The sequence below is a fragment of the Streptantibioticus parmotrematis genome (assembly GCF_019890615.1).
GTDB classification, from domain to species: Bacteria; Actinomycetota; Actinomycetes; order Streptomycetales; family Streptomycetaceae; genus Streptantibioticus_D; species Streptantibioticus_D parmotrematis.
This window is the reverse complement of record NZ_JAINVZ010000003.1, coordinates 393,740-407,645: the sequence shown is the minus strand read 5'-3', so window position 1 is coordinate 407,645 and position 13,906 is coordinate 393,740. Positions and strand designations below refer to the sequence as shown.

Here is a 13,906-nt window from a genome sequence, read left to right as displayed (position 1 = left end):
AAAGGACATCCCAGTGCACACCTACGACCTGGTGGTCGTCGGATCGGCCAACGCCGACCTCGTGGTCCGCGTCGAGCGCCGACCCGGCGCGGGGGAGACGGTGCTCGGCTCCGACCTGGCCACCCACGCCGGGGGCAAGGGCGCCAACCAGGCCGTGGCCGCCGCACGGCTGGGGGCCGGCACGGCGCTGCTCGCCCGGGTCGGCCGGGACGCCCACGGGCGGTTGCTCGCCGACTCGCTGGGCGAAGCCGGGGTCGACACCTCGGCGCTCCTGACCGGCGGTGCCCCCACCGGCGTCGCGCTGATCACCGTGGACCCCGACGGCAACAACAGCATCGTGGTCGCGCCGGGAGCCAACGCCCGGCTGACCCCCGAGGACGTCGAGCGGGCCGAGGGCCTGCTCGCCGCCGCCCGGGTGGTCTCGCTCCAGCTGGAGATCCCGCTCGACACCGTCGCCGCCGCCGTGGCCACCGCGGCGCGCAACGGCACCCGGGTGGTGCTCAACCCGTCGCCGCCCGTGCCGCTGCCCGCTGAAGTGCTGGCGGCCTGCGACCCGTTGGTGGTCAACGAGCACGAGGCCCGTTTCCTGCTGGACCTGGCGGGAGACCCGGCGGCCGACGCCTCGTCGGCGTCGCCGGAGCAGTGGGCCGAGGCGCTGCTGGCCACCGGGCCCCGGTCGGTCGTGGTGACCCTGGGCGCGGCCGGCGCGGTGCTCGCGGACGCCACCGGTGCGGCACGCGTGGCCAGTCCGAGGGTCGAGGCGGTCGACACCACGGGCGCGGGCGACGCCTTCACCGCCGCGCTGGCCTGGCGGCTCGGCCTCGGCGAGAGCCTGACCGAGGCGGTCCGCCTCGCCGTGCGCGTCGGCGCGGCCGCGGTCACCCGGCCGGGCGCGCAGGAGTCCTACCCCACCCTCGACGAGGTCGCCGCCCGGTGAAGAGGTCCGGAATCATCAACCGCCGCCTCGCCGGAGCGCTGGCCGCACTCGGCCACACCGACCAGGTCGTGGTCTGCGACGCGGGCCTGCCGATCCCGGCCGGACCCGAAGTGGTGGACCTCGCCTTCCGGTTCGGCACGCCCACCTTCGCGGAGGTGCTCGCCGGACTGCTGGACGAACTGGTGGTGGAGGCGGCCACCGCCGCGCGGGAGGTCGAGGCGGCCAATCCGCGGGCGGCACGCGTGCTGGCCGAGGCCTTCCCGCGGACGCTCGAACTCGTCCCGCACGAGACCCTCAAGTCCCGGACCGCGCGGGCCCGGCTGATCGTCCGCACCGGTGAGGCCCGGCCGTACGCCAACGTGCTGCTGCGGTGCGGGGTGCCGTTCTGACGGAGGCGGCGCGGGAGTCCGGCGGTTCAGCGCGGTCGTTCGCCCCCGGGGGCCGACCCCCACCCGTCTCAGTCGCCCTCCGGGACCCGCGTCGGCGTCACGAAGCGCACCGCAAGGCCGTCCAGCAGGGCCGTCAGGCCCATCTCGAACGCGCCCTCGTCCACGCGCTGTTGGTGTTCGGGCAGCAGGTGCGCCTGGCCCAGGTGCGGGTACGCCGACGGGTCGTAGGCCGCCGGGTCGCCGACGAAGCCGCGGGCGAAGGAGCCGAGGGCCGAACCGGCCACGAAATACCGCATCATGGCGCCGATCAGCGTCGCGTCGGCCACCGGCCAGCCCGCCTCGACCATCGCGCCGAAGACCGCGTCGGCCATCCGCAGTCCGGCCGGGCGGCGGCCCGGGCCCTGGGCGAGGAACGGGACGATGTTCGGGTGCGCGGTGAGGGCGGCCCGGTAGGAGCGGGCCCACGCGGTCAGCGCCGCCCGCCAGTCCGTGCACCCCTCGAACATCGACAGGTCGACCTCGCCCACCACCGTGTCGGCGACCGCGTCGAGGATCTCGTCCTTGGTGTGGAAGTGGTTGTAGAGCGACGGCCCGCTGACCCCCAGCTCCGCCGCCAGCCTGCGCGTCGAGACCGCCGCCAGGCCCTCGGTGTCGACCAGGGCGAGCGCTGCGGCGACGATGCCCGCTCGGCTGAGCAGGGGCTTGCGGGGACGGGCCATGCGGCACATAGTAGAGGCTGCCCCCGAAAAACTAGCGCTGGTAATTTACAGGCTCACGGACTGGTCGGCGCGCGTGGAACATTCGGCGCGCGCGGTGCCCGGTCCGGTGCCGGAACGGAGTCTCGGCCGTGGACCTTGGACTCAGCGAGGAGCAGGCCGCCGTCCGACGGCTCGCCCGGGACTTCGTGGAACGCGAGATCGCGCCCCACGTCATCGCCTGGGACCGCGCGGAGAGCGTGGACCGCTCCATCGTCGAGAAACTCGGCTCGGTCGGCTTCCTGGGCCTGACGATCCCCGAGGAGTACGGCGGCTCGGGCGGCGACCACCTGTCGTACTGCCTGGTCACCGAGGAACTCGGGCGCGGCGACTCCTCCGTGCGCGGCATCGTGTCGGTCTCCCTCGGCCTGGTCGCCAAGTCGATCGCGCACTGGGGGAGCGAGGAGCAGAAGCGGGAGTGGCTGCCGAGGCTGTGCTCCGGCGAGGCGGTCGGCTGCTTCGGGCTGACCGAGCCCGGCACCGGCTCCGACGCGGCGAACCTCACCACGAAGGCGGTCCGCGACGGCGACGCCTACGTGATCGACGGCGCCAAGATGTTCATCACCAACGGCACCTGGGCCGACGTCGTCCTGCTCTTCGCCCGCACCGGCCCCGAACCGGGCCACAAGGGCGTCAGCGCCTTCCTGGTCCCCACCGACACCCCCGGCCTCGAACGCCGGGTCATCCACGGCAAGTTGGGGCTGCGCGGGCAGGCCACCGCCGAACTCGCCCTGGACGGCGTGCGGGTGCCCGCCTCCGCGATGATCGCGCCCGAGGGCAAGGGGTTCTCGGTCGCCATGTCGGCGCTGGCCAAGGGGCGGATGTCGGTGGCCGCGGGCTGCGTCGGCATCGCCCAGGCCTGCCTGGACGCGGCGGTGGCGTACGCGGGGGAGCGCGAGCAGTTCGGCTCCCCGATCGCGGGCCGCCAGCTCGTGCAGGAACTGCTGTCCGACATCGCGGTGGACGTGGACGCCGCGCGCCTGCTGACCTGGCGGGTGGCCGACCACATCGAGCGCGGGCTGCCGTTCGCCACCGAGTCCTCGGTCGCCAAGCTCTACGCGAGCGAGGCCGCGGTGCGCTGCGCCAACAACGCGCTCCAGGTCTTCGGCGGCTATGGCTACATCGACGAGTACCCGGTGGGCAAGCTGCTGCGCGACGCGCGGGTGATGACGCTCTACGAGGGCACCAGCCAGATCCACAAGCTGCTGATAGGCCGCGCCCTGACGGGTGTCTCGGCGTTCTGACCACGCCCGCTAAGCGCTTGCTCAGGCGCCCGTGTAGGGTGTCCGCCATGGACGAGGAGGAGCGCGGGACCGAGGGGTGGGCCGACGTCACACCGGACGCGGCCAGGCGGCTGGTGATCGCCGCCGTGGAGGCGTTCGCCGAGCGGGGCTACCACGCCACCACCACCCGCGACATCGCGGGCCGCGCCGGGATGAGCCCCGCCGCGCTCTACATCCACTACAAGACCAAGGAAGAACTGCTCTACCAGATCAGCAGGGTCGGCCACCTGCGCTCGCTGAGCCTGGTGCGGGCGGCCCGCGACACCGACGGCACCCCCGCCGAGCGGCTGGACGACGCCGTGCGCCGCTTCGTGCGCTGGCACGCCGAGCACCACACCACCGGCCGCGTCGTCCAGTACGAACTCGGCGCGCTCGCCCCCGAGCACTACACCGAGATCGTCGAACTGCGCCGGGGCACCGAGGACGTGATCCGCTCGATCATCCGGGACGGCGTGGACAGCGGCGACTTCGACGTGCCGGACGTGTCCGGGACCACGCTCGCCGTGCTGTCCCTGTGCATCGACGTGGCCCGCTGGTTCAACCCGGCCGGCCGCCGTACCCCGGACGAGGTCGGCACGCTCTACGCGGACCTCGTCCGACGCATGGTCGGCGCCGCCCGCTGACGCCGGGACGCCGCCCGCTGACCGGAACCGTCGCGGCGAGGGCGTGCCGCGCCGGTCAGACGTACAGCCGTACCACCGTGTCGGCCACGCACACCGGCTTGTCGCCGCCCTCGCGTTCCACGGTGATCCGGGCGACCAGCTGGACGCCGCCGCTCACCTCGCCCACCTCGGCGATCTCCGCACTCGCCCGCAGCCGCGAGCCCACCGGCACCGGAGCGGGGAAACGCACCTTGTTGACACCGTAGTTGACGCCCATGCGCACCCCCTCGACGGCGAAGAGCTGCGGGGTGAAGGACGGGATCAGCGACAGGGTGAGGTACCCGTGCGCGATGGTCGTGCCGAACGGCCCGGCCGCCGCCTTCTCGGGGTCGACGTGGATCCACTGGTGGTCGCCGGTCGCGTCCGCGAACAGGTCGATCCGCTTCTGGTCGACCTCCAGCCAGTCGGTCGGCCCCATCGTCTCGCCCACGGCGGCCCGCAGCTCGTCCACCGAGGGGAAGATCCTGGGCTGCGTCATCCGATGCCTCCACATGCGTCATGACAGCGCTGTCTCACGCGTGCTGGTTTCCAAGCGCTTGCTCAGCATGGTGGGTGCGTCCGGCGCTGTCAACGAGCGTCCGCCCGTCGTCGCCCTCCTGCTCCCCGCCGTCGGTCAGGGCCCGGGCCAGCGCGCGCTGGGACAGGGCGGGCGGCGGCACGAGGATGCCGCAGGCAGCGCAGACCGGGCCGGACGCCGGATCGTGGCCGAGGTCGTCGTGCCAGATGACCCGGGGGCTCGCGCACACCGGGCAGCCGTCGCCCGGGCCCGAGTCCAGGGCTGTGGTCAGCCGCCGCAGCACGTCGGCGAGCCGCTCGTCGGGATGGCGCGCGGGGTCCTCGCACCACGCCACCCCGAAGCCGCCCCAGGTGCGCCGGTGCCAGTCGTCCATCGCGGTCGGCTTGCGCACGCCGTCACGCTTCTCCCGTCTGCGGCGGTCGGCGAAGCGGGCCTCGTAGACCTGCCAGACCCTTCTGGCCTCCTCCAACTCCTCCATCGCGGCGAGCAGTTGATCAGGTCGCGGATGCCGGTCGTGGGGTGCCATGCCGTGCCGCTCGCACAGGTGGTGCCAGGTGGCCCGGTGGCCGTACGGGGCGAAGTGCTCCAGGCATCTGCGCAGCGACGTCCGCCGTTCCGCCGCCACCAGCCTCGGGTCGCGCACCCGTCTGGCGAGGCTCCGGAATCCTGCCATCTCTCCCACCTCCATCGGTCGCGGTCCGTGGATGTGACGTAGCGGACCGCCGATCGGCTCCCGAATTACGGGAATTGGTGAACGCGTTCCCGGCGAAACGGGAAGAACTCCTGCCAGCGAGGAAACGTGACGTGTGCTCATCTTCACCTCGCGGCATACCGGCGGTAACGTCCGTCGCGCTGTCTCGCATCGGCTACGGGAGGAGCAGGTATGCGACGACGTATCCTCGGGCTGAGAGCAGCCACCCTGACCGCGCTGCTCGCGCTGGGGACCGGCCTGGTCGTCCCCGCGCAACAGGCGGTCGGCGCGGCGGCCGCCGCCACCGACGACTACTGCCAGGGCCAGTGTTCGGACATCCTGCCGCCCGGTGAGAACGGCAACGCCACGCTCGCCGACATCCTCGCCAACAAGGCGCTCGGCACCCACCCCGCGCACAGCGACGACCAACTCGGGCCCTACGACTCGCTGTCCGACGACTACGGTTCGCTGACCGACTCGTCCATCGACCAGTTCTTCAACGACTCCTCGTTCGGCGTCCCGGCCGCCGACGTCGCCTCGGTGGAGAGCCCCCGCTCGGACGTCACCATCACCCGCGACAAGGCCACCGGCGTCCCCCACGTCCTGGGCACCACCCGTTCCGGCACCGAGTTCGGCGCCGGGTACGCGGCGGCCGAGGACCGGCTGTGGCTGATGGACGTGTTCCGGCACGTCGGCCGTGGCGAGCTGACCTCGTTCGCCGGCGGCGCCGCCGCCAACCAGGGCCTGGAGCAGCAGTTCTACCAGGCCGCCCCCTACACGGAGGCCGACCTCCAGGCGCAGGTGGACCGGATCGCGAACGACAACGGGGCGCGCGGCAAGCAGGCGCTCGCCGACGCGCAGTCGTACGTGGACGGCATCAACGCCTACATCGACAAGTCGAAGGCGGGCCGCTACTTCCCCGGCGAGTACGACCTGACCGGTCACATGAACGCCATCACCAACGCCGGGACCATCGACCACTTCACCGTCACCGACCTGATCGCGCTCGCCGCCGTCATCGGCGCGCTGTTCGGCTCGGGCGGCGGCGGCGAGGTGCAGAACGCGCTGTCGCTTGAGGCCGCGCAGGCCAAGTACGGCATGACCGAGGGCACCAAGGTCTGGGAGTCCTTCCGGGAGGCCAACGACCCGGAGGCGGTGCTCACCGTCCACGACGGCCAGAGCTTCCCCTACGCCGAGTCGCCCGCGAACCCGCAGGGCGTCGCCATGCCCGACCCCGGCTCCGTCGTGCAGGAACCGCTGGTCTACGACCGCACCGGCTCCGCCGCCGCCGAACAGAAGTCGACCACCCACACCCCGCCCAAGGCACCCGTCAAGGCGCCGGCGAAGCTGAAGAAGGCGCAGGGCATCTTCGACAACGGAGTGCTCCCCGCCGACCTGCTGACCAACCCGCGCAAGGGCATGTCCAACGCCCTCGTGGTCTCCGGCGCGCACACCGCCAGCGGCCACCCGGTCGCCGTCTTCGGCCCGCAGACCGGCTACTTCGCGCCACAACTGCTGATGCTGGAGGAACTCCAGGGCCCGGGGATCGACGCCAGGGGCGCCGCGTTCGCCGGCCTCAGCCTCTACGTGGAACTGGGACGCGGCGAGGACTACGCGTGGAGCGCGACCTCCGGTGAGCAGGACGTCACCGACACCTACGCCGTGCAGCTGTGCGACCCGAACGGCGGCACGCCGACCACGGCCGACAACTATTACCTCTACCACGGCACGTGCACGCCGTTCCAGGAGCTCCAGCAGGCCGACTCCTGGTCCCCGACGCTCGCCGACTCCACCGCCGCTGGCGGGTACACGATGCGGATGTACCGCACCGACTACGGCCTGGTGACGGCCAGAGCGACGGTCGGCGGCAAGCCCGTGGCGTACACCTCGCTGCGAAGTTCGTACATGCACGAGGCCGACTCGATCATCGGCTTCCAGATGCTCAACGACCCCGGCTACGTGCACGACCCGGCGAGCTTCCAGGGCGCGGTGCAGCACATCAACTACACCTTCAACTGGTTCTACGCCGACTCCGAGCACACCGCGTACTACAACTCCGGCAACAACCCGGTGCGGGCGGCGAACGTCGACCCGTCGCTGCCGGTGATGGCCGAGCCGCAGTACGAGTGGCAGGGCTTCGACCCGTCGACCAACACCGCCGACTACACCCCGCCCGCGCAGCACCCCCAGTCGGTCGACCAGGACTACTACATCTCCTGGAACAACAAACAGGCCAAGGACTACGCCTCCGCCAACTTCGGCGACGGCTCGGTGCACCGGGCCAACCTGCTGGACGCGCGGGTCAAGAAGCTCGTGCAGGCGGGCGGCGTCACCCGGGCCTCGCTCACCCAGGCCATGGAGGACGCGGCCGTCACCGACCTGCGCGGCGAGGACGTGCTGCCCGACCTGCTGGCCGTGCTGCACAGCTCACCCATCACCGACCCGCAACTGGCCAACGACGTCCAGGAGTTGCAGAACTGGCTGAACGACGGCGCCAAGCGCCGGGAGACCTCGCCCGGTTCGCACACCTACGCCGATTCCGACGCCATCCGCATCATGGACGCCTGGTGGCCGCTGCTGGTCAAGGCGGAGTTCGAGCCCGGACTCGGCAGCGACCTGTACACCGCGCTGACGAACAACCTCACCGTGGACGAATCGCCGTCCGCCGGGCACGGCCCGACCGGCAGCCACGCGGGCAGCTCCTTCCAGTACGGCTGGTGGAGCTACGTCGACAAGGACCTGCGGGCGGTGCTGGGCAAGCCGGTGCAGGGCGGGCTGGCGCAGACGTTCTGCGGCGGCGGCGACCTCGCCTCCTGCCAGTCCACCCTGCTGACCACGCTGGGACAGGCCGCGGCCACCCCGGCGACCACGGTCTACCCGGGTGACTCGACCGGCTGCTCGGCCGGCGACCAGTGGTGCGCCGACAGCATCGAGCAGCGCCCGCTGGGTGGCATCAGCCAGAACCGCATCTCCTGGCAGAACCGCCCGACCTTCCAGCAGGTCGTCGAGTTCCCCTCGCACCGCTGACGACCGCACGAAGCGCTCCAACGGCCCGGTGTCGTACGGCAGTTCACGCCGTACGACACCGGGCCGCCCTCTTCCGGGGGCCTATCGCATGATCCGGGCCGCCCGCAGCACCACCCGGGCCAGATCGGCGTGGCAGACGTCGAGGTGGGCGCCGACCGGCGGGCAGCCGTTGCGCACCACCGACGAGGCGTCCACGCTCACCCGGCCGCTGTCCGGGAACCGCCGCGTCACGCTCGGCGCGGTCGCGGCCAGCGGCAGCCGCACGGCCTCCTCCGCCAGCCCCGCGTACCCCACCGCCCGCGGACCCTCCGGCGTCCCCGTCACCCGCGTCGCGATCGGGTACAGCACGCCGAGCCAGTCGTCGTGGCGCGAGTGGCAGGCCACCACCGGCCCGGCGACCCGCCGCTCCACTCCGCGCAACTCCACCTCCACCAGCGGCGCCTGAAGGAGCGTCAGCGACGCTGCGGGGCGCAGGGCCGAGCGCGCCGCCGACGCCGCCAGCGCCGCGCCGAACCCGTGGCCCAGCAGGTGGACCCGGGTGCCCGCGGCGTCCCTGGCCAGCCGTCCCAACGCGGGCCCGAGCCCCACCTCGCCCGCGCGGGCGCCGCGTCGCAGCATCAGCCCGTACGCCGCCTGCCGCAGCACCTCGCGCGCGCCGCTCCACAGCCGCGCGAACGGATCACCCGGCAGCCGCGCCCCGGTGCGCTCCAGCGCGCCCGCGAACTCCTCGTAGACCCGGGCGGGCAGGTCGTTGAGCATCGCCAGTGGCGGCTCGCCGGACAGCTTGCGGACCAGTCCGAGGAACTCCGCCAACCGCGCCTGCGACAGCGGCCGTTCGCGCAGCAACGCGTTCATCCGCCGCAACGCCTCGGCGTGTTCGGGGAACAGGGCCACCAGGCCGTCCAGCGTCTCGGCCGCCACGCCGCGCTCCAGCGCCATGTTGGCGGCCTGGTCGGCGAAGGCGTTCGGCTTGTGGTCCACCGCGGGCTCCTCGGCGAACCGCAGCGAGGGCCAGAACACCCCGGCGTACCCGACCCGCGCCGTGGTGCCGTCCCGCACCAGCAGCGCCGGGAACGGCGTGAAGAAGCGGCGCAGCAGTCGTGTGGTCGTCGTGTGGTCGTTGTTCCAGCCGTGCGCGAAGACGACCAGGTCGGTGAGCCTGCGCTCGCGCACCCCTCTGGCGAGGGCGTCCCGGCGCACCGGATCGAGCGCGCCCGAGGCGTCCACGGCCAGTTCCCAGTACGGCTCCACCCCGATGCCCGCCATGAGCGCATCATCGCGGCAGCGGGCGGTCCCGGCCAGGGGGCGCGGCGCATTCCGCCCGGTCCCGGCCCTTCCGAGTGCGCCGACCGACCGCTTAGTATGTCCGGCGGACGGGGTGGTCCGACCAACCGAAGGGACGGCAGACGTGGCCGCGCACCAGGGAACACGGGTCTTCGTCAGCGGCGCGGGCCGCGGCATCGGTGCCGCGCTCGCCAGACGGTTCGCGGCCGAGGGCGCCCGGGTCGCCGTCAACGACCTGGACGCGGACGCCGCGGGCGCGGTCGCCGAGGAGATCGGCGGGGTCGCGGTCCCCGGCGACGCGGCGGGCGAGCAGGGCGTCGCCGACCTGATCAAGCAGGCCACCGCGGCACTCGGCGGCGGCATCGAGATCTACTGCGCCAACGCCGGAGTGCCCACCGGCGGCGGCCCCGACGCGCCCGAGGAGGACTGGGCGCTGGCCTGGGACGTCAACGTGATGGCCCACGTGCGCGCCGCCAGGATCCTGCTGCCGGAGTGGCTGGAACGCGGCGAGGGACGCTTCGTGGCGACCGTCTCGGCGGCCGGGCTGCTGACCATGGTCGGCGCCGCGCCCTACTCGGTCACCAAGCACGGCGCCCACGCCTTCGCCGAGTGGCTGTCGCTCACCTACCGGCACCGCGGCGTCCACGTGCACGCGATCTGCCCGCAGGGCGTGCGCACCGACATGCTCGCGGTCACCGGCGAGGCGGGCGACCTCGTGCTGCGGCCCACCGCCATCGAGCCCGAACAGGTCGCCGACGCGCTGCTCGCGGGGATCGCCGAGGACCGCTTCCTGATCCTGCCGCACCCCGAGGTCGGCGACTACTACGCGGTCCGCGCGGCCGAACCGGACCGCTGGCTGGGCGGCATGAACAAGGTGCAGCGGAAGCTGGAGGGGCAGGCATGACGGACGCCACCGCCGCGACGGGCCCGGCACCGGACGGCCTCACCTACGCGGACCGCCCCTGGCGGCAGCACTTCGCGCCCGGACTCCTCGCGCTGCCCGAGCCCCCGCCGTCCGTACTCGACGCCTTCCGCGTCTCCGTCGCACGCGTGCCCGATCGCCTCGCGATCGCCTACTTCGACGCCCGTCTGACGTACCGTCAACTGGACGAGCTGAGCGACGGGTTGGCGGCGTACCTGGCGGAACGCGGATTCCGGCGCGGCGACCGCCTGGCGATCGTGCTCCAGAACACCCCGCAGTTCGTCGTCGCGCTGCTGGGCGCGTGGAAGGCGGGCGGCGTCGTGGTGCCCGTCAATCCCATGTACAAGGAGCGCGAGATATCCCACGTCCTGCGGGACGCGGGGGTCGTCGCCCTCGTCTGCCACGAACGCGACTGGCACTCCCACATCCGCGCCGCCACCCAGGGCTCGTCCGTGCGCGTGCCGCTGGTCACCAGCGCGCTCGACCTCCAGACCCGCGACGACCAGCGCGTCTTCGCGGGCCACGAACGCCACCCGGCCGACGACGCCGACGACCTGCTGACCGTCGCGCGCGCCACGAAGACCGAACCGCCCGCCGATCCCCGCTTCGGGCCCGGCGACACCGCGTTGATCAGCTACACCTCCGGCACCTCGGGCACCCCCAAGGGCGCGCTCAACACACACGGCAACATCGCGTACAACGCCCACCGCCAGGGGTACGTGCTCGGGCTGATGGACGGCGCCGTGATCTTCGCCCTCGCGCCGCTGTTCCACATCACCGGCATGGTCTGCCAGCTGTCCGCCGCCCTGACCTCAGGCGACGCCGTGGCGCTCGCGTACCGCTTCGAGCCCGGCGTGGTGCTCGACGCCCTGCGCGAACACCGGCCCGCCTACATGGTCGGCCCGTCCACCGCCTACATGGCGCTGATGGCGCGCGCCGACGCCACCGCCGAGGACTTCGCCTGCTTCCAGGTGCTCAGCTCCGGCGGGGCGCCGCTGCCCCCGGCGATCGTGGCGGAGTTCCGCCGCCGCTTCGGCCACTACATCCGCAACGGCTACGGGCTCACCGAGTGCACCGCGCCGTGCGCCTCCGTACCGCCCGGCCTGGAGGCGCCGCTCGACCCGGAGTCGGGCACGCTGGCCGTCGGCGTGCCGGGGCCCGACACCGACGTGCGCATCGTGGACGACGCGGGTCACGACGTGCCGTTCGGTGAACGCGGCGAGATCGCGGTGCGCGGGCCGATGGTCGTGCCCGGCTACTGGGAGCGCCCCGAGGAGTCGGCCGCCGCGATGCCGGACGGTGAACTGCGCACCGGGGACATCGGGTTCATGGACACCGACGGCTGGCTCTACGTCGTCGACCGCAAGAAGGACATGATCAACGCCTCCGGCTTCAAGGTCTGGCCGCGCGAGGTCGAGGACGTCCTCTACACCCACCCCGCGGTGCGCGAGGCCGCGGTGGTCGGCGTGCCCGACGCGTACCGGGGCGAGACGGTGAAGGCGTACGTGAGCCTCAAGCCGGGCGCGACGGCCGACCCCGCCGAGATCACCGCGTACTGCAAGGAGCGGCTCGCCGCCTACAAGTACCCGCGCGAGGTCGCCCTCCTGCCGGACCTGCCGAAGACGGCCACCGGCAAGATCCTGCGCCGGCAACTGCGCGACGACGCGGGGAGCGGCGGGGCGCAGGGAGCGCCCCGTCAGCAGCCGACGCAGCGGGAGGCATAGATCCGTACCGGTCGGTATGCTGGCCCGGCGGTCCGGGACCACGCGGACCGCCGGGCGAGAGGGGACCGGACCATGGCAGACGGCGCGGGAACGAAGGCGACCGCGGCGGTACCGCGGCGGCTGCTCGCCGAGGCCACCCGGCTCTTCGCCGAGCGCGGTTTCGACCGCACCTCCGTCCAGGAGATCGTCGAGGCCGCGGGCGTGACCAAGGGCGCGCTCTACCACTACTTCGGCAGCAAGGACGACCTGCTGCACGAGGTCTACGCCCGGGTGCTGCGGCTCCAGACCGAGCGCCTGGAGCAGATCGCGGCGGGCGGCGGGAGCGTGGCGCAACGGCTGCGCGCCGCCGCGGCGGACGTCGTGGTCACCAGCATCGAGAACCTGGACGACACCAAGATCTTCTTCCGCTCGATGCACCAGCTCAGCCCCGAGAAGCAGAAGGCCGTACGGGCGGACCGGCGCCGCTACCACGAACGGTTCCGCGCCCTGGTGGAGGAAGGGCAGCGCGAGAGCGTCTTCCGCGCCGAGCTGCGGCCCGACCTCGTCGTGGACTACTTCTTCGGCTCGGTGCACCACCTCGGCACCTGGTACCGCGAGGACGGCCCGCTCGACGCCGAGCAGGTCGCCTCGGACTTCGCGGACATGCTGCTGTACTCGGTACGGCGGCCCTGACGTTACGGAGAACCGGCAGTGAAGGCATGGCGAGTCCACAGCAACGGCGAACCGCGTGAGGCGATGCGCCTGGACGAGGTGGAACGGCCCACGGCCGGCCCCGGCCAGGTGCTGGTGAAGGTGCGCGCGGCGAACGTCAACTTCCCCGACGCGCTGCTGTGCCGGGGCCAGTACCAGGTCAGGCCGCCCATGCCGTTCACCCCCGGCGTGGAGCTGTGCGGCGAGGTGCTCGCCGCCGAGCCGTCCACCGGGTTCCGCGAGGGCGACCGCGTCATCTCCCCGGCCGCACTGCCCGGCGGCGCCTTCGCCGAGTACGCGGTGGTGGACGCCGCCACCGTGCTGCCCGCGCCCGACGCGCTCGACGACGCCGAGGCGGCCGCCCTGCACATCGGCTACCAGACCGGGTGGTTCGGGCTGCACCGCAGGGCCGCGCTGAAGGCGGGCGAGACGCTGCTGGTGCACGCCGCCGCCGGTGGGGTGGGCAGCGCCGCCGTGCAGCTGGGCAAGGCGGCGGGCGCCACGGTCATCGGGGTCGCGGGCGGCCCCGAGAAGGCGGACGCCGCACGGAAGCTGGGCTGCGACGTGGTGGTCGACCGGCGCTCCGAGGACTTCGTGGCGGTGGTCAAGGAGGTCACCGGCGGACGCGGCGCCGACGTGGTCTACGACCCGGTCGGCGGCGAGGCCTACACCCGCTCCACCAAGTGCGTCGCGTTCGAAGGCCGCATCGTGGTGGTCGGCTTCACCAGCGGCACGATCCCGGCGCCCGGGCTCAACCACGCGCTGGTGAAGAACTACGCGATCCTGGGCCTGCACTGGGGCCTGTACAACACCCACGACCCGGCCGCGATCCGCCACTGCCACGAGGAGCTGACCCGCCTCGCGGCCGAGGGCGCGGTCCGCCCGCTGGTCAGCGAGCGCGTCCCGCTGACGGGCGCGGCCGACGCCGTGCAGCGCGTCGCGGACGGCACGACGACCGGGCGGGTGGTCGTCGTTAACGACTGACACCGACCGCCGACAGCCGACGAAGGGGCCGCTCTCGGGCG

The 13,906-nt window shown here is 72.9% G+C and carries 13 protein-coding genes; 9 read left to right on the top strand and 4 right to left on the bottom strand.

Going from position 1 to position 13,906, the window contains the following annotated elements:
• The first annotated feature begins 13 nt into the window (after window positions 1-13).
• Both rbsK and rbsD read left to right on the top strand, forming a co-directional pair.
• Window positions 14-937 carry a ribokinase gene (rbsK, locus tag K7472_RS06965; protein ID WP_222975093.1) on the top strand — a complete coding sequence of 308 codons (924 nt, stop codon included), beginning with the start codon at window positions 14-16 and terminating at the stop codon, window positions 935-937.
• Window positions 934-1,326 (top strand): D-ribose pyranase, encoded by a 393-nt coding sequence (rbsD, locus tag K7472_RS06960; RefSeq protein ID WP_222975091.1) that lies wholly within the window; start codon window positions 934-936, stop codon window positions 1,324-1,326. Before rbsK ends, rbsD begins: the two co-directional genes overlap by 4 nt.
• A gap of 68 nt (window positions 1,327-1,394) precedes the next feature.
• Here the strand turns inward: rbsD and K7472_RS06955 are convergent, their stop codons facing one another.
• Window positions 1,395-2,045 carry a TetR/AcrR family transcriptional regulator gene (locus tag K7472_RS06955; protein ID WP_222975089.1) on the bottom strand — a complete coding sequence of 217 codons (651 nt, stop codon included), beginning with the start codon at window positions 2,043-2,045 and terminating at the stop codon, window positions 1,395-1,397.
• Between the two features lie 128 nt (window positions 2,046-2,173).
• On the opposite strand from K7472_RS06955, the gene K7472_RS06950 reads away from it, so the two are divergent.
• Window positions 2,174-3,325 carry an acyl-CoA dehydrogenase family protein gene (locus K7472_RS06950; protein ID WP_222975087.1) on the top strand — a complete coding sequence of 384 codons (1,152 nt, stop codon included), beginning with the start codon at window positions 2,174-2,176 and terminating at the stop codon, window positions 3,323-3,325.
• 47 nt (window positions 3,326-3,372) lie between these two features.
• Complete coding sequence (locus K7472_RS06945) at window positions 3,373-3,987, top strand: TetR/AcrR family transcriptional regulator (RefSeq protein WP_222975085.1); 615 nt, start codon at window positions 3,373-3,375, stop codon at window positions 3,985-3,987.
• Between the two features lie 55 nt (window positions 3,988-4,042).
• Here the strand turns inward: K7472_RS06945 and K7472_RS06940 are convergent, their stop codons facing one another.
• Together K7472_RS06940 and K7472_RS06935 are read right to left on the bottom strand one after the other, a co-directional pair.
• Window positions 4,043-4,504 carry a MaoC family dehydratase gene (locus K7472_RS06940; protein ID WP_222975083.1) on the bottom strand — a complete coding sequence of 154 codons (462 nt, stop codon included), beginning with the start codon at window positions 4,502-4,504 and terminating at the stop codon, window positions 4,043-4,045.
• Between the two features lie 34 nt (window positions 4,505-4,538).
• Window positions 4,539-5,216 (bottom strand): hypothetical protein, encoded by a 678-nt coding sequence (locus tag K7472_RS06935; RefSeq protein ID WP_252395161.1) that lies wholly within the window; start codon window positions 5,214-5,216, stop codon window positions 4,539-4,541.
• Between the two features lie 210 nt (window positions 5,217-5,426).
• Here K7472_RS06935 and K7472_RS06930 point away from each other — a divergent pair, with 210 nt between their 5' ends.
• A complete protein-coding gene (locus tag K7472_RS06930) occupies window positions 5,427-8,261 on the top strand; it encodes a penicillin acylase family protein (RefSeq protein ID WP_222975081.1) in 2,835 nt (944 codons plus the stop codon).
• Window positions 8,262-8,342: 81 nt separating this feature from the next.
• Here the strand turns inward: K7472_RS06930 and K7472_RS06925 are convergent, their stop codons facing one another.
• Window positions 8,343-9,527, bottom strand: a complete 1,185-nt coding sequence (locus K7472_RS06925) for a hypothetical protein (RefSeq protein ID WP_222975079.1) — start codon at window positions 9,525-9,527, stop codon at window positions 8,343-8,345.
• A 142-nt stretch (window positions 9,528-9,669) separates the two neighbouring features.
• On the opposite strand from K7472_RS06925, the gene K7472_RS06920 reads away from it, so the two are divergent.
• From K7472_RS06920 to K7472_RS06905, 4 genes are all read left to right on the top strand, one after another.
• The gene (locus K7472_RS06920; RefSeq protein WP_308013794.1) at window positions 9,670-10,449 is read left to right on the top strand and encodes an SDR family oxidoreductase; all 780 of its coding nucleotides are present in this window, start codon (window positions 9,670-9,672) and stop codon (window positions 10,447-10,449) included.
• Entirely contained in the window at window positions 10,446-12,191 is a 1,746-nt protein-coding gene (locus K7472_RS06915; RefSeq protein WP_222975075.1) for an AMP-binding protein, read from the top strand. Before K7472_RS06920 ends, K7472_RS06915 begins: the two co-directional genes overlap by 4 nt.
• Window positions 12,192-12,263: 72 nt before the next feature.
• Window positions 12,264-12,863, top strand: a complete 600-nt coding sequence (locus K7472_RS06910) for a TetR/AcrR family transcriptional regulator (protein WP_222975073.1) — start codon at window positions 12,264-12,266, stop codon at window positions 12,861-12,863.
• Between the two features lie 18 nt (window positions 12,864-12,881).
• A complete protein-coding gene (locus K7472_RS06905; RefSeq protein ID WP_222975071.1) occupies window positions 12,882-13,865 on the top strand; it encodes an NADPH:quinone oxidoreductase family protein in 984 nt (327 codons plus the stop codon).
• The last annotated feature ends 41 nt before the right edge of the window (window positions 13,866-13,906 follow it).